Source organism: Kitasatospora sp. NPDC048407 (genome assembly GCF_043200475.1).
Classification (GTDB): Bacteria; Actinomycetota; Actinomycetes; order Streptomycetales; family Streptomycetaceae; genus Kitasatospora.
In genome coordinates this window covers 1-18289 of record NZ_JBICXW010000033.1, presented here as the reverse complement: position 1 = coordinate 18289, position 18289 = coordinate 1, and the positions used below count along the sequence as shown (strand labels likewise).

13 protein-coding genes are annotated in these 18289 nt (G+C 73.5%); 5 read left to right on the top strand and 8 right to left on the bottom strand.

From position 1 onward, the window contains the following. Positions 1–17: 17 nt before the first annotated feature. Positions 18–1433, bottom strand: coding sequence for a glycoside hydrolase family 6 protein (locus ACGFWJ_RS34150; RefSeq protein WP_392956468.1), 1416 nt, complete (start codon positions 1431–1433; stop codon positions 18–20). A 263-nt stretch (positions 1434–1696) separates the two neighbouring features. Between ACGFWJ_RS34150 and ACGFWJ_RS34145 the strand changes: the two genes are divergently transcribed. Beyond that, complete coding sequence (locus ACGFWJ_RS34145; RefSeq protein WP_392956466.1) at positions 1697–2311, top strand: hypothetical protein; 615 nt, start codon at positions 1697–1699, stop codon at positions 2309–2311. A gap of 82 nt (positions 2312–2393) precedes the next feature. Here ACGFWJ_RS34145 and ACGFWJ_RS34140 read toward each other — a convergent pair whose 3' ends face one another. Next, positions 2394–3701 carry an MFS transporter gene (locus ACGFWJ_RS34140; RefSeq protein WP_392956464.1) on the bottom strand — a complete coding sequence of 436 codons (1308 nt, stop codon included), beginning with the start codon at positions 3699–3701 and terminating at the stop codon, positions 2394–2396. A 291-nt stretch (positions 3702–3992) separates the two neighbouring features. On the opposite strand from ACGFWJ_RS34140, the gene ACGFWJ_RS34135 reads away from it, so the two are divergent. Further along, positions 3993–4652: a DUF6193 family natural product biosynthesis protein gene (locus ACGFWJ_RS34135; RefSeq protein ID WP_392956462.1), complete on the top strand. Its 660-nt coding sequence runs from the start codon at positions 3993–3995 to the stop codon at positions 4650–4652. A gap of 10 nt (positions 4653–4662) precedes the next feature. Here ACGFWJ_RS34135 and ACGFWJ_RS34130 read toward each other — a convergent pair whose 3' ends face one another. Genes ACGFWJ_RS34130 through ACGFWJ_RS34115 form a run of 4 tightly spaced genes read right to left on the bottom strand, consistent with a single transcriptional unit; the run spans position 4663 to position 11793 of the window. Then, positions 4663–5943, bottom strand: coding sequence for an SUKH-4 family immunity protein (locus ACGFWJ_RS34130; protein ID WP_392956460.1), 1281 nt, complete (start codon positions 5941–5943; stop codon positions 4663–4665). A gap of 58 nt (positions 5944–6001) precedes the next feature. Then, positions 6002–7810, bottom strand: a complete 1809-nt coding sequence (locus ACGFWJ_RS34125) for an ATP-binding protein (RefSeq protein ID WP_392956458.1) — start codon at positions 7808–7810, stop codon at positions 6002–6004. Between the two features lie 37 nt (positions 7811–7847). After that, the gene (locus ACGFWJ_RS34120) at positions 7848–9947 is read right to left on the bottom strand and encodes an SUKH-4 family immunity protein (protein WP_392956457.1); all 2100 of its coding nucleotides are present in this window, start codon (positions 9945–9947) and stop codon (positions 7848–7850) included. 34 nt (positions 9948–9981) lie between these two features. Beyond that, positions 9982–11793, bottom strand: a complete 1812-nt coding sequence (locus ACGFWJ_RS34115) for a toxin glutamine deamidase domain-containing protein (RefSeq protein WP_392956455.1) — start codon at positions 11791–11793, stop codon at positions 9982–9984. 2671 nt (positions 11794–14464) lie between these two features. On the opposite strand from ACGFWJ_RS34115, the gene ACGFWJ_RS34110 reads away from it, so the two are divergent. Both ACGFWJ_RS34110 and ACGFWJ_RS34105 read left to right on the top strand, forming a co-directional pair. Then, a complete protein-coding gene (locus ACGFWJ_RS34110; RefSeq protein ID WP_392956453.1) occupies positions 14465–14764 on the top strand; it encodes a hypothetical protein in 300 nt (99 codons plus the stop codon). A gap of 57 nt (positions 14765–14821) precedes the next feature. Next, complete coding sequence (locus ACGFWJ_RS34105) at positions 14822–15004, top strand: hypothetical protein (protein WP_392956452.1); 183 nt, start codon at positions 14822–14824, stop codon at positions 15002–15004. A 269-nt stretch (positions 15005–15273) separates the two neighbouring features. Here the strand turns inward: ACGFWJ_RS34105 and ACGFWJ_RS34100 are convergent, their stop codons facing one another. Both ACGFWJ_RS34100 and ACGFWJ_RS34095 read right to left on the bottom strand, forming a co-directional pair. Further along, complete coding sequence (locus tag ACGFWJ_RS34100; RefSeq protein ID WP_392956450.1) at positions 15274–15657, bottom strand: hypothetical protein; 384 nt, start codon at positions 15655–15657, stop codon at positions 15274–15276. 347 nt (positions 15658–16004) lie between these two features. Then, positions 16005–16703, bottom strand: a complete 699-nt coding sequence (locus ACGFWJ_RS34095) for an ArsR/SmtB family transcription factor (RefSeq protein ID WP_392956447.1) — start codon at positions 16701–16703, stop codon at positions 16005–16007. Positions 16704–16962: 259 nt separating this feature from the next. Here ACGFWJ_RS34095 and ACGFWJ_RS34090 point away from each other — a divergent pair, with 259 nt between their 5' ends. Further along, entirely contained in the window at positions 16963–18141 is a 1179-nt protein-coding gene (locus ACGFWJ_RS34090; protein WP_392956444.1) for a serine hydrolase domain-containing protein, read from the top strand. Positions 18142–18289: the final 148 nt, after the last annotated feature.

The window sequence follows — 18289 nt, the reverse complement described above, 5'->3', positions numbered from 1 at the left end:
GGCGGGGCGGAACGGGCTCACGCGGTGGTGCAGGCGGCGCCGTTCAGGGTGAAGGCGCTCGGAGCGGTGTTGCCGCTGCCGTAGGTGGCCTGGAGCCCGAAGGCGGTGGACGCGCCGGCCGCCAGGGTGCCGTTGTAGCCCAGGTCGGTGGCGGTCACGGCGGCCCCGCTCTGGGTGACGGTGGCGTTCCAGGCGCTGGTGACCTTCTGGTCGCCCGGGAACGTCCAACCGAGCGTCCAGCCGGAGATGGTGGCGGTGCCGGTGTTCTTCACGGTGATGTCGGCGGTGAAGCCCCCGCTCCACGAGTTGGCCCGGTACGCGACCGAGCACGACGCCCCACCACTCGGCGGCTGCGACGTCGGCGGCTGCGACGTCGGCGGCTGGGAGCTGGGCGACGGACCGCTCGGGTCGGCCGCGTTCACCGCCAACTGGTAGGCGATGTCGGGCACGAAGGTACCGGCGGCGGCCGCGCAGCCGTCCGCCTCGCCCGGGGGCTTGACCCACAGGAAGGCGTCGACCGCACCATCCCCCGTGCTGGCCGTCGGGTAGTTGCCGATGGCGCGCCCGGACGGGTCGCACCAGGTGCTGCCGGCCGGGCCGTTGCCGTTGCGGCTGGTGTCGATGACGGCGTGCAGGTTGCCGGGGTTGCCGAGCGCGGCGAGCACGTTGTGGGCGAAGGCGCTCTCCCCGGCCGTGGTGTTGAAGTTCGAGACGTTGGTGAAGAACCCGTCGGCGTTGAGCACGCCCGCGCCGCGCAGCCGGTTGGCCTGTTCGGCGGCGGAGTTCCAGGTGGAGTGCCCGCCGTCCAGGTACACCTTGGCGGCGGGGCTGGCGGCGTGGATGGTGGAGACGGCGCGCGCCAGCGAAGCGAAGCGGTCGTTCTGCTGCTGGGCGGTGAGGCAGGTGGTGAGCGCGATCGAGTCCGGTTCGAGGATCACCAAGGAGCGCGAACTGCCCAGCCCCGCCGCGAACTTGCCGACCCAGGCGTCGTACGAGGCGAGGTCGGGCGCGCCGCCGGCGGACGCGCCGCCGCAGTCCCGGTTGGGGATGGCGTAGGCGACCAGGACGGGGGTCTGCCCGGCCTGCTCGGCGGCGGCGGTGACGGCGCGGACATCGGAAGTGACAGTCGTGGGGCGGTAGTTGCTGAACCAGATGCCCTGCGGCTGGCTGGCGATCCGCTTGGAGATCACCGGCGTGCGGGAGTCGCCAGGGTTGGCGGCCACCCACTTGACGGCCTGGGACGCCGGGTCCCGGTAGAACTGGGTACCGGCGGGCAGACTGCCCTGCGCGGCAGCGTCGGCGCCGCTCTGCACCCCGGCCACCAGCCCGAACGCGGTGGCCGTGGCGGCCAGCGCGAGCGCGGCGGCGCGGCGGGTGGGGCGAGGGACGGTGCGGCGGGTGGGGCGAGGGACGGTGCGGTCGGGGATGTGCACGATGTCCTCCGGGGTGCTTGCCGGGGCAGGAACGTGGGAGCGCTCCCGCAACGCGTCCGGCCGATGGTAGCCCCTCCAGACGGGCCAGGCACCTCCCGAACTCCTCTTCCAGAACCGCCTGTTGACGCCACCACACCTGCTCCCACCTGCACCCGCGCCGACCGTTCGGGACCGCCGTGGAGACCCCGTCCGCGTGTAAGTTTCCCGGCCCGGACGTCACGTACCGTTGGTCCGCGACGTACGAAGACCTGGGGAGGGCGACGATGCGCATGGCGGGGCGGGCGGTCTGGAACTCGGCGCTGGCGGCGCTGATATGGGCAGCGGTGTTCTTCGGACTCCGCGGACTGGCGGAATACTCCTACCAACAACACCTTCAGGCAATCGTTCCGACACTGGTGATCATCGCCATGTGGATCGCCTTCATCGCCTGGGTGGGGTCCCGCGACGACCCCACCGGCTGGCTGGTCATCGTCGCCGTCCTCGGCACCATCATGCTGGTCGGCCACATGCACCTGCTCGACGTCCGGGCACTGCGTGACCACGGCATCGAACAGCACGCCCGGGTCACCCGCGTCACCACGGAGTGGGACGCCAACAACAACGCCCACCAGCGCTACACCCTGGAGGCGCTGGACGGCCCGCCGATCACCGCCACGATCGACGGCGGCTACGGCGACTACTACGACGTCGGCGCCACCGTCACCGTCACCACCGACCCGACCGGCCACGTCGGTCCGCAACTCGGCACCACCCCCAGCACCGGCGACGAACGCTGGACGGCCCGGATCGACACCGCGACGGCCGTCCTGATGGGCGCGCCCCTCACCGCCTGGGCAGTGGAACGCACCCGCAAACGCCGCTCCCCCGACCGCAGTTGACACTCCCGGCAGCCCGACGATCCCCACCGAGCCGATCGGGTCGACCCCCAATGCGCAACGTCTCACGCGCGTTCGCCGCACCTCATCGGACATCGGCGCCGGGCTCGCCGGTGAGGGAATCCGAGGGGTGCGGGTCGAGAGCGGGCGACTTCCTCGGCTTCTTGGGCATGGACCGGTACACCGGGACGGCGAGCACAGCCATGCCGACGCCGTAGAGCAGGAAGGTGGTGGGGGTTCCGAGTCGGCTCTGGACGAGGGCTCCGAGCGCCGCTCCGGCGGGCATGGCTCCCATGATGATCGTGCGATAGGCCCCGCCGACGGCGCCTCGGATCTCGGGCGGTGTAAGTCGTTGGCGCAGCGAGACGGTGACGACTCCCCACATGCCTCCCAGGCAGCTGCCCGCAGTCATGGTGGCCCAGAGCCAGGGGCCGTGGAACAGCACGGGTGCGACGAACATCAGGCCCCAGCCGATGCGTGAGGCACACAGCACCGGGGCGCTGCCCAGTCGCTGTTCGGCGCGGTGCGCGGTCAGGGAGCCGAGCGCCGTACCGACTCCGACGCAGCTGAGGAGTAGTCCGTAGCCGGCGTCGCTGAGGTGGAGCGGCCCGGAGGTGGCGTACACCACGAGCAGGGCGAGGAAGGAGGTGTTCGCGAGCGTGGTCAGCGCGCCCGTCAAGGTGATCATCCGTATGGTCCGGTGGCGGAGCACGAAGGCGAGACCGGTCCAGATCCTGGTGGGCTCTTCCTCGCGCGCCGGGACGCGTCCGACGTCCTTGGGCAGCAGGGCCAGTTGGAGCATCGAGCCGAGGTAGCCCGCTGCGGCGCCCAGGAACGTCAGGGGCATGGCGATGGCGGTCAGCCAGCCGGCGAGGGGCGGGGCGATGAACTGGCTGGTCACCCGCATGGAGGTGTTGAGCCGGCCGTTGGCCTTGGTGAGAGCGTCCGGCGCGACGATGGTGGGGAGCACGGTTTCGCTGCTGGTGTTGAACACCGTCTCGGCGACGCCGACGAGGAACGCCAGCACCAGCAGCACGGGCAGCGACAGGACGTGGCAGGCCGCGGCGACACCGACCACGGCGATGAGCAGGGCGCGGGCCCAGTCGGCGGCGACCATCGACACCTTGCGACTGGTCCTGTCCGCCAGCACACCGGCGGGAACTCCAAAGATCAGCCACGGCAGCGTCATCACCACCATCACCAGGGAGGACGCGCCCCCGGAATGCGTGAGTCGGGCCGCCACGAGAAGCAGCCCCATCTGGAAGACACCGTCGGCCGTGTTGGCCAGGACGGACGCGCCCAGGACCGCACGGAACGGCTCCGGCGCGAACCGCCTCCGGTGGGCGGAGATCGGCTCGCCGGTCTCACTTGCACTCACGATCTTCTGTGGCATGCGCCCGACCGTAGCGGTGCCGAACCGCAGGTTGACCACCGCTGAGAGCCGGATCACAACCCGAACGAGCACGAACCAGCTCATTCGGCCATCCGGCGTCGGCCCGGGTCCATGTCGCCGGCTCCGGTTGATCGGCAGCGAGGGCCGGCCGGGCTGGTCGTCGTCGGGGCGGTACAGGCGGAGACTGCCGAGCGATGGCGCGCGGCGCCACCCGGATATCGCCCGGCCGGCACGGGCAACAACTGCCCGGCCGCCAGAGGCGTTCACACCTGCGTCCCTACACTGCACGCCATGACCGACGCATCCACCACCGCGGGCCTCGGCCCCGTTCTCCACCGGATCGCCGCCGGCCTGGGGCTGTCGCTGCCCGAGCCGGAGGGGTTCAGCCACCGCCACGCCAACTTCCACGACGCGGAGACCGGCGACCGGGCGTCGATCCGCAACTGGACTCCGGGCGCGGGGCCGACCGTCTCGCTGGCCCGCGCGAACATCACGCTCGCCAATGGACACGCCCCTGACCTCGCGGCGGCGGTGCCCGCGGTCGTGGCCTGGCTGGCGGGCGCCGACCTGGCGGCGGTGCGGGAGATCGCACCGTTCCTGGTCGTCCACGACTGGGCGTTCGCGCACGAGCGCGAGCCGCTGGACGCGACGGAGCTGGCCTGGCAGCAGCGGATGGGCCGGTTCGACACCCAGCCTCCCCACTACCAGCCGCCGGGCTACCGGGCGATGTTCGAGGCGGCGTTCGCCGAGCCGCGATTGCGCCGGCTGACACCGGTGACCAGTCATTTCACGCTGTGGTTCTCCGTCACGGAATACCCGCATCAGCGGGTCGGGCGGACGGCCGTCGAGCCCCTGCGCGACGGTACCTTCCTGGTCCGCGACGCGGGCCCGGCCGCCACCGCCGAGGAGGCCGTCGCGCTCGCGGTGGCGACCCTGCCGCCGGGCTACTGACGGCGGCGGATCAGAGCAGGCCGTCCCACAGCTGCTCGACGATGACGGCCCACCAGTTCTCGGGGTCGCCGAACACCGTGCCGTCGAGCGCGGCCAGTTCGCGCTGGAAGGCGTCCACGGCGAGGCCGGCGGCCTGCGGGTCGAGGCCGCGCAGGGCGGGGTGGCGGGTGGCGAGCAGGGACAGGCAGCGCAGGTACGCGGCGAGGTCGGTGTTGAGGTAGCGGCCGGTGCCGGTGTCGGGGTCGACGGCCCAGATCCGGCCGATGCCCGCTCCGGTGCCGGTGCCGCCGTCGCCGCACTGGACGGCGATCAGCGCGTGGCCGTCGTCGCCGAGGACCAGGTAGTCGGCGAGCAGGGAACGGGTCCGCTCGGGGACGCGGGCGCCGCGGCCGGTCGCGGCGAGGTGGTCGGCGACGGAGGGCAGCCCGGGCAGGTGGCGGAAGAACGACGGGACCTCGGCGGGCAGTCCGGCCTCGGCCAACGTGGCCGCGGTGGCAGCGGGGGCGGGGCCGGCGACGCGGTGGATCCGCTCGGCGCCGAACTGCGCGTCCAGCCGGGCGCCGAGTTCGCGGTCGCTCTCAACAGCCGCCGCGGGCACGGCGCGGGGGAAGGGGATCCGGTTGGGACGCGGCGGCGCGGGGCGCCCGGCCCGGCGGAAGGTGTCCTCGGTGACGTCGGTGAGCTCGCGGACGCCGGCGGCCCGGCGGTCGTAGCGCGGACCGTAGGCGTGGCCGAAGTCGAAGGTGGCGTTGGGGAGTTCAGCGAGCAGCACGGGGGCGCAGTAGCCGCCGGGCAGTTCGCAGGGCCGCAGGTCGGTGTAGACGGACAGCACGTCCTCGGGGCGGACGCCCTGCTGCTGGAGGGTGCGCCAGGCGCGGACCTCGGGGTGGCCGGCGCCGGGGGTGGAGAGCTGGAACAGGCTCTGCTCCTCGCCGGCGGCGTCCCGGTAGGTGAGGACGACGGAGGTGCCGGGGCCGACCACCGGCGGGCGGGACGGGTCGTAGCTGCCCGCGCCGAGCTTGTCGCGGTAGAGCTGGACGACCTCGTCGACGGGCACCGACGGCCAGTGGGTGAGTTCGCCGGTCTCCCGGTCGACGACGGCGCAGGCGGTGCCGATCTCGGCGGGGGCGCGGCGTTCGCCGACGGGCCGGTCGGGTTCGGCGTCGGGGATCGGCCAGAGCACCCAGCCGAGGTCGAACTCGTGCACGCCGATCCGGTGCCACTGGTCCTCGGGCCGGGCACCGTTGATCCACTGGTGGGCCGCCTCGATGGCCTGCTCACGGGTCGTCACGCGGTCGTTCTCCTTCGGAGCCGGTTGGTCGGTGTTCACAGTAGTGGACGGGCGCCGGTCACCGACCGGCCGGTCGCAGGGCGGCGATGCCGTGCGCGTCGGCGATCAGCAGCAGGCCGTCGGGGGTGAGGTCGGCGCCGGCCAGTGGTGCGGCGGACAGGAACGCGGCGATCGGCCCGATGGCGCTGCCGTCGGCGGGGTCGCGCTGCCAGAGCCGGACGTAGTCGCCCCCAATGCTGAGCGCGAGGGTGCCGGCGGCGCGCTGGTCGTCGTCGGGGCGGGCGAGTTGCCCGGGGTCGGTGTGGTCGATCTCGCCGGTGCGGGCGTCGTAGGCCGTCAACTCGGGCTGATGGCCGGGTCGGTGGGCGACCAGCAGGTGGTTGCCGTCGGGGCGGACGGCGGCGGTGACGGCGTCGACGCCGGTGAGCGGCCGGGCCCACAGGGTGTGCCAGGGCACGTCCAGGCCGGTGGTGTCGACGCCGGGGAGGCCGTCCTGGCGGGCGGCGTGGTCGAGCAGTGCGGCGCGCAGTTCGACGTCGAGTTCCTGGCGGGTGAACAGCGGGGCGAGGCGCAGCCAGGTGCGGCCGAGCGGTGGCAGCGCGGCAGGGTCGAGGCGGTCGACGGCGGCGCGCAGCCGGTGCTGTTCGGCGTGCAGCAGGAAGCCGGGGTCGGTGAGGAGTTGGTCGAGCAGGCCGCCGTGCAGGGCGTGTCCGGCGAGTTGTTCGCGGACGTAGCGGGGGGCGTCGGCCCAGCGCTGCGGCCGGTCGCCGTCGAGGGTGGCGAGCAGGGCGGTGGCGATCCGGCGGTGGACTTCGCGGGCGGTACGGCCGAGGCGTTCGCGGATTTCGTCGGCGACGGCGGGGTGGACGATGCGGGCGCCGGGTCTGCCGTTGTCGGTGGTGGCGAGGTCGAAGAACGGGAGAAGCAGGTCGCGGCCGGCGGCGAGGGCGGGGCCGAGGTCCTTGCCGGCGACGGCGGACGCGACGGGCGCCCACAGCTCGAACGGCAGGGGTTCGCCGGGTCCGGCGAGGGCGAGCGGGGCGAGCAGGCGGCGCAGGGTCAGTTCGTCGGCGCCGCAGCGTTCGGCGTGCAGGTCGAGGGCGTCGCCGGCGCTGCGGGGCAGGGGCAGCGGGCCGGTGGGGTGGGCCTGGACGGACCAGCCGGCCAGCCGGACCACCAGCGGGCTGTCGGCGATGGCGGCCAGCTGGCGGGCCACGACGGGGTCGGGGACGGCGAGTTCGGCCTGCCGGAGCAGGGCGTCGGGGTCGCGCCACGGGTCCTGGTCGAGGTCGAGGATCCGCACCTGGCCGTCGGGGACGTCCTCGGCGAGCCGGGCGGCCTCGGTGCGGGGCAGGTCGGCGAGCAGGCGGACGCCGGGGTTGAGGGCGAGTGGCAGCAGCACCTCGCTGGTGACCTTGGCGGGCTCGTCGGTGCCGGTCAGCGTGCCGGCCCGGTCGATGTCGGCGAGGACCACGGTCTGCGGCTGCTGGGGGGTGCCGATTCCGGCGAGCACGGCGGGCAGCTGGTCCGCCCGGTCGGTGCCGGGGGCGAACCGGTCGGCGAGCAGCCAGCGCAGTTGGACGGCCGTCAGGCCGGTGGCGTCGAGGACGGGGGGTGCGGGCTGGTCGGCGGGCGGGACGGTGGACGGGTCGAGGGCGTCGGTGTCGATGAGGGCGCGGTGTGCGGGGTCGCAGAGCATCAGGAAGGCGGTGAGCAGCCGGGTGCGGCCGCTGCCGCTGTCGCCGGTGATCAGCACCGTGCGCGGCGCGTCGGCCGTGCCGGACCGCCAGGCCGCCAGGGTGCGCAGCGCTGCCGCCCGGCCGCCGAGGTGCGGGTGGGGCTGGTGGGCGACGGTGGTGTCGGTCACGTCGGTCTCTCCGGTCGGGGGAGTGGGCGGCGGGGAGTCAGGCCCAGGTGTCGGGTTCGAGGACGTACTGCCAGCTGTCGGTGGCGGCGGCGTCGGGGTCGATTCCGGCGAGGCGGGTGCGGAGTTCGGAGAGCAGGTCGTAGCTGTCGGCCTCGGTGGGCCAGTAGGCCGTCAGGTACTGGGTCTGGACGGCGACCATGGTGAGGAAGTGCTCCAGGGTGGTGCCGATCAGCGGCTCGCTGGGGTGGGTCGTGTCGGGCCAGTGCGCGGGCATCGTCCGGAGCACCCGGCCGTTGCTGCCGTCGAGCACCAGGTCGGCAGCGATCCAGCCGCCGAGCAGGTAGTACGGTCCGCCGCCGTCCGGGCGGTTGCGGGCGGGCAGCCCGTCGTCGGGGGTGAGCCAGTAGCCGGTGGGGCTGTCGACGGCGGGCAGGCCGACGGTGGCGAGCAGTTCGCGGGTCGGCCGGTGGGTGATGCCGTCCGGGACGGGGTCGATCCGGTGCAACTGCCCGGCGCCGAAGGCCTGTTCCAGCAGCTGCCGCAGGTCGGGCGTGTCGGCGGGGTCGTAGGGGCGGGGCAGTTGGCGGCCGAACGAGCCGACCGGCGCCACCAGTCGGTGCTCGGGCGCGTCGCGCAGCAGCGTGGCGTCCGGCCGGACGGCGTAGGCGCCGCGCACCCCGGCCAGCACCAGCAGGTCGCCGACGGCGCCGACGGCATCCGCGTCGGGGTGGTGGAACAGTCCGAGCGGCGCACCGTCCGGACCGTCCAGGATCTCGGCGTAGCCAACCTTCTGACGCACCGTCAACTGGGCCTCAACCGGCTCGAGTTCGTCGCCGTCGTCCGGGACCGACTCCCCCGTGGACGCGTCCCGGAGGAAGCGGTTCTCCTCCTCGTCCTCGATGACGGCGATGGGCCTGCCGCCCAGTTCGGCGGCCTGCACCAGGTCGATCTCCTCGGTGTGCCAGGGCTCGGTGCGGGGGGTGAACGCGCCGATCGGGCTCCACCGGGACCACACGGTGCGGAAGGTCAGCGGTTCGGGGCAGGCCGCGGCGAGCGCCTCGGCGCGGTCGAACTGCCCGCGGGTGTGGGCGTCGTGGGCGAGCCGGGCGACCCACTCGCCGTGCGGCGCGCCGGCCAGGCCGTAACCGACGAGGTAGCGCAGGGCGGCGGCGGGGGTGCCGTAGCGGAACGCGCCGTCGGCGTACGCGGTGCGCAGGGCCTCGGTCAGCGCGTCCTGCGGGACGTGCGCGAGGGCGCGGGCGTCGTCGAGCAGTTCGTCGAAGCGTCCGGCGGCGGCGGCGTGGCCGGGCAGCGAACGGGCCGCCCACGGCGCGGTCAGGTCGGCGGCCGACAGCTGCTCCGTCATCCGGGAGTGGAACGCGGCGGCCTCGGCCGGGGCGTAACGCAGTTCCTCGACCAGGGCGGGACGGTCGAACCCGACCGTGCCGTCCGCCTCCCGCACCAGCGGCTCGGCGGCGAGCGTCAGCAGGTCGGCCTCGGTCACCAGGACGTCGGCGGCCCGGCACAGCTCGGCCCAGCCGGCCACCGGCACCCGGCGCAGCTGGGCGTTGGCCAGCGCCCGCAACGCGGACAGGGTCTGCGGCGGGACGGCGGCGGTCAGCGCCGCCAGTTCCTCCGGGCCCGTGCCGCCGGGAAGCCGGAGCACGTCCAGCCAGTACCCGGTGGGCTCGGCGGCGGGCGGTTCGGGGGGCTGCGACTGTTCGACGACCAGTTGCAGCCGGCCCTCCTGCGCGGGGATGGCGAGCTCGGCGACCACCGCCCGGGCCTGGTCGGCCGCGCCGCCGGCCGCCGAGCCCGCCAGCTGGGTGTTGGCGAGCAGCACGGTGCGGGGCGTCCAGTCGCGGCGCAGCGCCCGCTTCAGTTCGTCCAGGCTGCCGAAGGTGCGCTCCAACACGCCGGTGCGGTCGATCAGTTCCTGCACCACGGAGTCGGCGCTGCGCCCGGCGAAGTCGATCAGGAGCGCCGCCGGGAACGCCTCGGCGATCCCGGCGAGCACCGCGCTCTTTCCGCTGCCGGCCGGGCCGGTCACGTGGAGCCGGCCCCGGCTGCCGTCCTGCAGTCGCGCGGTGGCGGCGGTGATCGCCGCCGCCACCGCCGTCTCGTCGCGCCCGGTCATCCGGCCACTCCCTTGCTCACTCGCTCATGTTCGTTCAGTGCTGCGGCCCGGCCGGAGCTGGGGGCTGACGGTGCTGCTCCATCCCCATCCAGGCCCGGCCCACCTTTGCCACGTGGTCGCCGAAGTCCCGGTCCATCTGCTGCTTGGCCGGGCCGGCCACGTCGGCGCCCGCGTCCTTCTGATGCCGGTACCCGGTCGCATAGTAGACCGGCACGCCCGTCTGATCACGCGACAGATAACCCGAGCAGTCCGCGTGACCTGGGCCGATGCCGCACGGCTCGCGCTCGGTGTAGAGGCTGAGCACCTCCGGTTGGTCCTTCTGATCACGGGTGGCCTTCAGGTGGTCCATCCAGCCGCCGAGGTGCGTCTCGGAGTGCAGCGGCGTGATCCCGGCCCGCGGCTTGCTGGGCGGAACCGAGCTGTCCACCACGAAACTGACCTGCCGCGTCTTGGGGTCGTACACCTCGATCACCGCGTAGTTGCGCCCGGTGAGGTCCGGCCGGTGCACGGCCTGGTTGACCGCGGCCTGGATGCTGCGCGTCCCGAACGCCTGCTTGATGTCCGCACGGAGCTGCTGGTAGTCCGGCGACTGCTTCAGACCCGCCTCGCCCTTGGACGTGCTGTGGTCGACGCCGCCGCGACTCGCGGTGTCCGCCTCGCCCGGGCGGGAGCCGGCCACCCGCGGGTCGGCGTTGTACGGGTGGGCCATCGACTCGGGGCTGGCGCCCACACCGTGGTTCTGGTGGAACGCGTCGCTCATCCGGCCCATGGCGGCGACCGCCGCGCCCTGCTCGCCCGGGTTCATGTCCTTGAACCCGGGCAGCTTGGCCTCCAGATCGGCCCGGGTGAACGTCTTCGGGCCGGCCTGCGCGTCACCCTTGCTCTCGTCCAGCACCCTGGCGAGATCGCCGCTGGCCGCCCACTCGTTCAGCTTGTTGTAGACGCCGTTCCGGTCGATCTGGCGGACGTCGTTGGTCTCCCGCAGCCGAACCTGGGCGTCGTCCGGCGGGAGGTTGCTGTGCGTCTGGTTCTTGTCCTGCTTCGGGCCGAGATTCTCGTCGGAGCGGGCCGCTTCGTGGATCGGGTGGTCGGGGTCGTTCGCCCGCCGCTCGTCGATGACCTGCTTGTCGGTCTTGGGCGTGTCGTTGTGGTGCGACGGTCCGGCCTCGGCGTTCCCGTCCCCGCTGTGCTTCGGCTTCTTGGTGGGCGCGCCGCCCTCGGGGTCGTCCTCCGCCTTGTTCTTCTTGCCCGCCGGGTCTTCCGGACGCCGGTCTTCCGGACGCCGGTCGGGGGTGCCTTGGTCCTTGGCGCTGTGGTCCTGGTTGCTGTGGTCTCCGGTCGGGCGGCGGTCGGGGTCGAGGGTGATCGCGAACACGCCGTGGTCACCGTTGTGCAGCGGCTTGTCGCTGCGCTGGCCGGTCTGGTTGTCCAGGTAGGTGATCTTCCCGTCGTGGTTGACGACGTTCCACGCGTGGGCCCGCCCGTTGGCGTCCTGCGTGATGATCACCGCCTGCGAGCCGTGCCCGTCCCCGCGCAACTGGTCCTCGACCCGACGGAACGCCGCGTCCCCGTTGCCCATGTCCCGGAACGGCGCCCCGAGTTGACCCTCAGCCCGGTCCCGGCCGCCCCGCTCCCCCTCCGGCCCACCGTCGCGCCGCGGCGCGGCCGCCGTCGGATTCCCGCTGTACGTGTCGGCCGTCGACAGCGCCACATCGAGGCAGTTGTTGTCCCGCCCCGGCGCCCGGTGCCCGTCCCCGTTGACCGCCCCCGGCCAGTCCCCGTTCGGATCCGGATGCCGCTGCGGCGTCCCGTCCGGATTCCGCGGCACCCGGCTCTCCAGATCCACCTGATGCTGCGGATCCGGCCGGTCCAGCCCACCCGGCGTGTCGTACGGCCGACTGTCCGCGAGCGCCTCCGGCCGGTGCGCATGGCCGTCCGCGACCGGACCGTCCTGGTGCGAGGCGTCGGCGGAGCGCGAGGGGTCGGCGGAGTGCGAGGGGTCGGCGTTGGACGCGTCGGGACGGTCGGTGTTCGGACGGTCGGTGTCGGGGCGGTCCGCGTCGTGACGATCGACGTCGGGGTGCGTCGAGTCCGGGCGCGCGGAATCGGGACGAGCACCGTCCGGGCGCGCCGTTTCGGGGTGGCCCGCGTCGGGACGATCGGCATCAGGACGGCCTGTGTCAGGGCGAGTTGAGTCCGGACGACCCGTATCAGGACGCGCCGCATCCGGACGCCCCGCGTCCGGCCGCGCACCGTCGGGGCGACCGGCGTCAGGACGGCTCGCGTCAGGGCGAGTTGAGTCCGGACGACCCGCGTCCGGCCGCGCACCGTCGGGGCGCGAAGCGTCCGGACGACCGGCGTTCGGACGCCCGCCGTCAGGACGCGCTGCGTCAGGGCGCGAACCGTCCGGACGACGGGCATCCGGGCGAGTTGAGTCGGGACGGCCCGCGTCAGGACGCGCCGAATCCGGGCGCCCCGCGTCCGGCCGCGAAGCGTCGGGGCGACCGGCGTCAGGACGACTCGCGTCAGGGCGAGTTGAGTCCGGACGACCCGCGTCCGGCCGCGCACCGTCGGGGCGTGAAGCGTCCGGACGACCGGCGTTCGGACGCCCGCCGTCAGGCCGCGCCGCGTCGGGGCGCACCGTGTCCGGCCGCGCGGTGTCCGGGCGAGCTGCATCGGGGCGCCCACCCTCGGGGCGCACCGGGCCCAGCCGGCCCACGTCCGGGCGTCCGCCGCCGGAGCGAGCCGTGTCGGCGGCTGGGCGCGGCGTGAACGTGGAGTTGCCGTTGTGCTGTTGCCCCTGGTGGGCCGAGCCCTGACTCGGCACCGTCGGCGCGGAACCGGGTCCGGACGTCGCTCGGCCCACACCCGCACCCGCACCGGACGGAGCGCCGCCACCCGGCATCGCGCCACCGCCCATCGGCATGCCGCCACCCGGCACACCGGCCCCACCCGCAGGGCCGACACTCGTGCCGTCGGGGCCGCTCGCCGGAATCCCGCCAACACCCGGCCGCTGGTCGGGACCGGCGTGGGGCGGCGTCGCCGTGGCGGTGGCACCGAGACCGGCCACGTCCAGACGCGGCGGCACCTGACCGGTGTGCGCGCCGGAGTCGGAGTCACCGTTCCGCTGGTCGCCGCCCCGGAACGGCGGCGCACCCCCGGCCGAAACGGGGCCCCCGACTGGCGGGCGCGAGTCGGCACCGTGCGACGGGCCCGACGACGAGTCACCCCCACGCGCCGGCTCGTGCCCGAAGCTGTCGCCCACCCCCGGCTGCGGGTGCACCGTGAAGCCCGGCTTGTGACCGGCGTCGCCGAAGTCAGTGGCGGCGCCGCCGTGGTACTGGACGCTCATCTGGTCGTGGACGACCTTGACCCCGTTGGGGTCCTTGACGACGTCGCCGTTCAGCGAATGCTCGTCGAAGTCCAGCTTGTACTTGTGGTCGGGCCCGGGAGTCGGACCGTCATGCCCGCCCGCACGCCCACCATCGGTACCGGTCTGCGACGCACCAGCGTGCGACGGCCCGTGATGCTCAGACCCACGCCCCGCACCGTCATGCCCAGCCGGCCGACCCGCATCATCCGGCCGATGCGACGAACCATCATGCCCCGCCGGACGACCCACATCCGGCCCAGCCCCACGCGACGAACCATCGTGCCCCACCGGACGCCCAGCATCCGACTCCGACCGATGCGGCACACCATCCGTACCCGTCGGCGACGCACCAGCATGGGACGGCCCGTGATGCTCAGACCCACGCCCCGCACCATCGTGCCCAACCGACCGACCCGCATCAACATCCGACCGATGCCCCGAACCATCATGCCCCGCCGGACGACCCACATCCGGCCCGGCTCCACGCGACGAACCGTCATGCCCAACCGGACGCCCAGCATCCGACTCCGACCGATGCGGCACACCGTCATGCCCAGCCGGACGCACACCGTCAGCCCCGGTCGTCGGCCCCCCGCCGTCCGCACCGGTCCGCGTGGAGCCGTCGTGCGACGACGGGCCGGACGGGCCGGACGGGCCGGCGGCGGCCTCGTGGCTGGGGGGCTGGTGGTCGGTGCCGAGGCGGGTGCCGAAGGGGTCGAGCGCCGGGCCGTGGTCGGCGCGTGGCGGACGGGGCGGCGCGGGCTGGTTCCCGCTGTTCGGGGCGTGGTGGTCCGACCCGCTGCCCGCCGAATCGGCGGAGCCGGACGAGCTGGGCGTCGGACCGTTGCCGTTCCCACCGTGCTGCGAAGGCCCGCCGCTGGACGAACTCCCGCCCCCGGAGGACGAGTTCACGTGCGGACCAGCCGACGGCACCGGCCCGGCCCCGTGCCCGGGAGACGACGCCCCGGCGCCCGAACCCGAATCCCCTCCCGAACGGTCACTCCCGGAGCGGTCGCCCCCACCCGAAGAGGAGTCCCCCGAGCCGTGCCCGCCCGAAGACGAATCCCCGTGCCCGGCCGCATGGTCGATGCCGCTGCGGACGTGGCCGCCGGCCCGCGAACCGACGCCGTCGCGGAGGGCCTCGGTGAAGGTCTGGCCGGAGTTCTTGACGGAGTCGACGAAGTCGTCGGCGCCGCGCTTGGCCGTCCGCCCCAGGTCGTACCCGTTCTGCGCACCGAAGTTCTGGTTCACGGTCTGCGCGATCAGGTCGCTGATCACGCCCTGGATCGCCGAGACCGCCGGCTCCTTCAGCGTCTCCATGATCGCTTCCATCAACGCCTGCCGAAGCTCCTTCAGCAACCGCCGCACAATCATCTTCGTCGCCGTCGTCGCCCCGACCGCGCCCAGCTCCGACAGACCCAGCGTGAACGGCGCAGCCGCCTGAGCGGCGATCAACTCCACGGCCAGCGCCACCAGTTGAGCGATCACGGCCACCTTGCACGTGACCACGATCACCGCCGCCGCGTCGAACGCGACAGCGATCAACCGCGCCGCCGACGCCGCGTCCGCGAGATACCCGTCCGAACCGCCGCCCGAGAACTTCTCCCAGGTCTTGCCGAACGCGTCGATGCTGTCACCCGAGTTGCTCGACAGCACACCGTTCGCCGCGCTCGCACCCCGGTAGTGGAGCTCCTCCACCTGATCCGCGAAGTCCCGCCAGACCTGCGCCGACTCCCGGAGCTTGTCCTCGTCCGCGGTCGGCCAGTCGAAGCCGAGCATCTCCAGGACCCACTCGACACTGCTCGGCAACATCAGCGACACTTCGCCAAACCCCCTGGACCTCACACGAACGAACGGACGGACCAACAGACGGACGGGCCGTCAACCGGCGCGACGGCGCCGGAACGGACGCGGCGTCGGGCATCAGGCCCCGCCGCGCCGCGAGCGGCTGGGTCAGTAGACCCTCGGCCGGTACAGCGCCCGGATCTGGCCGCCGACTTCGCCCTCGCGGGCTTCCAGGGTGTGGATGTTGCTCTCGTTCTGGCTCTCGTTGGCCTCGTGACTGTCGGCCATGCTCTGCAGCTTGCCGCCGATCTCGCCGATCCGGGTGCCGAGGGAGTCCATCGACTCCTTCATGCCGTCGCGCAGGCCCTCGTAGACGATGCCGAACTTTTCGCCGAGGTCGTCGTCGCCCCAGGGGGGCGTGTCGCCCTGTTCGAGCGATTCGAGCCGGCCGGAGAGGGTCTGGAGGGCGGCGAGGAAGTCCTCACCGACGGCGGACATGTTCCTGCCCTCGATCCGGAGACTTGCCGAATCGACCACGATCTGCTGAGACATGCCCGCCCCCGACTTGCACCGCCGGGGTCGCTCGTCCTGCTGGCCCCGTGAGTTCGGGACCCTCGGGCCGGCTTCCGGCGGCCGGGGGTCCGCTTTGGTCTCTGAATCATAGAACCCAAATCATTGCCCGACCATGCCGCCTGCCGACTGTGCAAAAGCTTGTCACCACTCCTCCACCGCTCAACCGGTGGCCCGCGCTCCCCCGATCACCCCGCCGGGGCCCACCGGCCTTGACCGGCCCGGGAGTTCCCCCGACGGAGTTTCCGACCGCCCCTCATGACAGAGGCCCAACAGAGACCCCGCCACCAACCAACAATTCCCCCACAACTTCGTCACATGACGCCAACTCAGGCCGCGGACCCGCCCGCACCCCCGTCGCGGCCCGCGTCGATGGGGAGGTCGGCGAGCCGCCACTCCAGCATCCCGTCGTCCAGCCTGATCGCCCGCCGCCCGCGCGCGGTGAGCAGCCGGACGGCGTCGTAAGCGAGGGCGCAGTACGCGCCGCGGCAGTAGACGACGACCTCGGCGTCCTCGGGGAGTTCGCCGATCCGCGCGACGAGTTCCTCGACGGGGATGGAGAGCGCGCCGGGGATGTGCCCGGCGGCGTACTCCTCGACGGGGCGGACGTCGAGGGCGACGGCCCGGCCGTCGGCGATCCGGGTCAGCAGGTCCTCGCGGGAGACGGCGTCCGGCTCGCCCGGGTCTTCGGGGCCGAGGTACGCGGTGCGGGCGGGGGCGACGGCGGCCTGGTGGCGTTCGGCCACCCGGCGCAGCAGGTCGAGGAGTTGGGCGACGTCCCCGCCGGCCAGGCGGTAGTGGATGCGGACGCCGTCGCGGCGGGTGGCGACCAGGCCGGTCTGCTTGAGCGTCTGGAGGTGCGCGGAGGCGGTGGTGAGGTTGAGGCCGGCGGCTTTGGCCAGTGCGTCGACGGTGCGTTCGCCCTGGGCCAGCAGGTCGAGCAGTTCGAGCCGTTTGCCGCTGGAGAGGGCTTTCCCGGTGGCGGCGAACGCCTCGTAGAGCTCGGTTTTCGCGGCCCGGTCCGCCATGACTGCGGCCCCTTTCTCGGTAATTCTATGGAATAAGGGTACTCCCCACCCCGCTCGATCCGCCGAGCCCGGGCCGACGCGCAGTGGACACGGGCGGGGCGCCGCACGGCCCCGGGAGGACGGTCCTGCACCAGGCCCCGACCCGGAGCACGCTCCCGGGTGCGGTTTCGTCCTCTGCGCGGACGGATTGACGGTTCGTCAGATGGTCCTCTTGAAGGGCGCCGCGAAGAGCTCCGGCGCCTACCCAGGGGGCTTTCCCATGAACACACACGCACCGCAGCACCACCGTCCGAACCGCCGTCCGAACCGCCTCCGCGGCCGCCGGCACGGGGTGGCGGCGACCGTGACCGCCGTGGCCGCCGCCGTGGTGGCCGGCGTCCTGGCACCGTCCGCGGCCACCGCCGCGCCGCGCCCGGACTCCGTGCAGCAGCGCCTCGACGCGCTGGTGAAGGACGACGGGATGCCCGCCGCCCTCGCCACCGTCAAGGGCCGCGACGGCCGTACCCGCACCTACACCGCCGGTGTCGGCGACCTGGCCACCAAGGCCAAGGTCCCGGTGGACGGGCAGGTCCGGATCGCCAGCAACACCAAGATGTTCACCGCCGTCGTCGTCCTCCAGCTCGTCGCCGAGGGCAAGATCGGCCTGGACGCGAACGTTGACACCTACCTGCCGGGCCTGGTGCGCGGCGACGGCTTCGACGGCCGGAACATCACGGTCCGCCAGCTGCTCCAGCACACCAGCGGCCTGCCCGAGTACATGAACACCGGGGGCATAATCAGCGACCCCAAGCGGTACGTCGAACCGCGCGAACTCCTCGACGCCGCGCTGGCCCAGAAAGCCCACTTCGCGCCCGGCACCCAGTGGGAGTACAACAACACCAACTACCTGCTGGCGGGCCTGATCGTCCAGAAGGTCACCGGACGCCCGATCGGCGAGGAGATCACCAAGCGCGTCGTCGAGCGGATCGGCCTGCGTCACACCTACTTCCCGCTCGCCGGGGACGTGACGATCCACGAGGCGCACCCCAAGGGCTACCTGCGCGGCGAGGACGGGTCGCTGACCGACTACACGGAGCTGGACCCCTCCTGGGGCTGGGCGGCCGGCGCGATGGTCTCGACCAACACCGATCTCACCCGGTTCTACGAGGCACTGCTCGGCGGCCGTCTGCTGCCCGCGGCCCAGCTCGCCCAGATGCGCACCACCGTCCCCGCCGAGATGCTCGGCGCCGGAGTCCGCTACGGCCTCGGCCTGATCAGCCGCCCGCTCTCCTGCGGCGGGGTCTCCTGGGGGCACGGCGGGGCGATCCCGGGCTACGAGACCTTCGGCGGCATCACCGAAGACGGCCGCGCCGCGAGCATCACCGTGACCGCGTTCCCGGGCAACGGCGACGCCGGTGCGCACGCCGAGCAGGCGGTGGACGAGGCGCTCTGCCGCTGACCTTCCCCGGGGGGGGGGGGGGGGGGGGGGCGGGGGCGGGCGCGCCCCGCCCCCCCCCCCCCCACCCCCCCCCCCCCCCCCGCCCACCACAACACCCCCCCCCCCCCCCCCCCCCCCCCCCCCCCCCCCCGCCGCGCCGCCCCCCCCC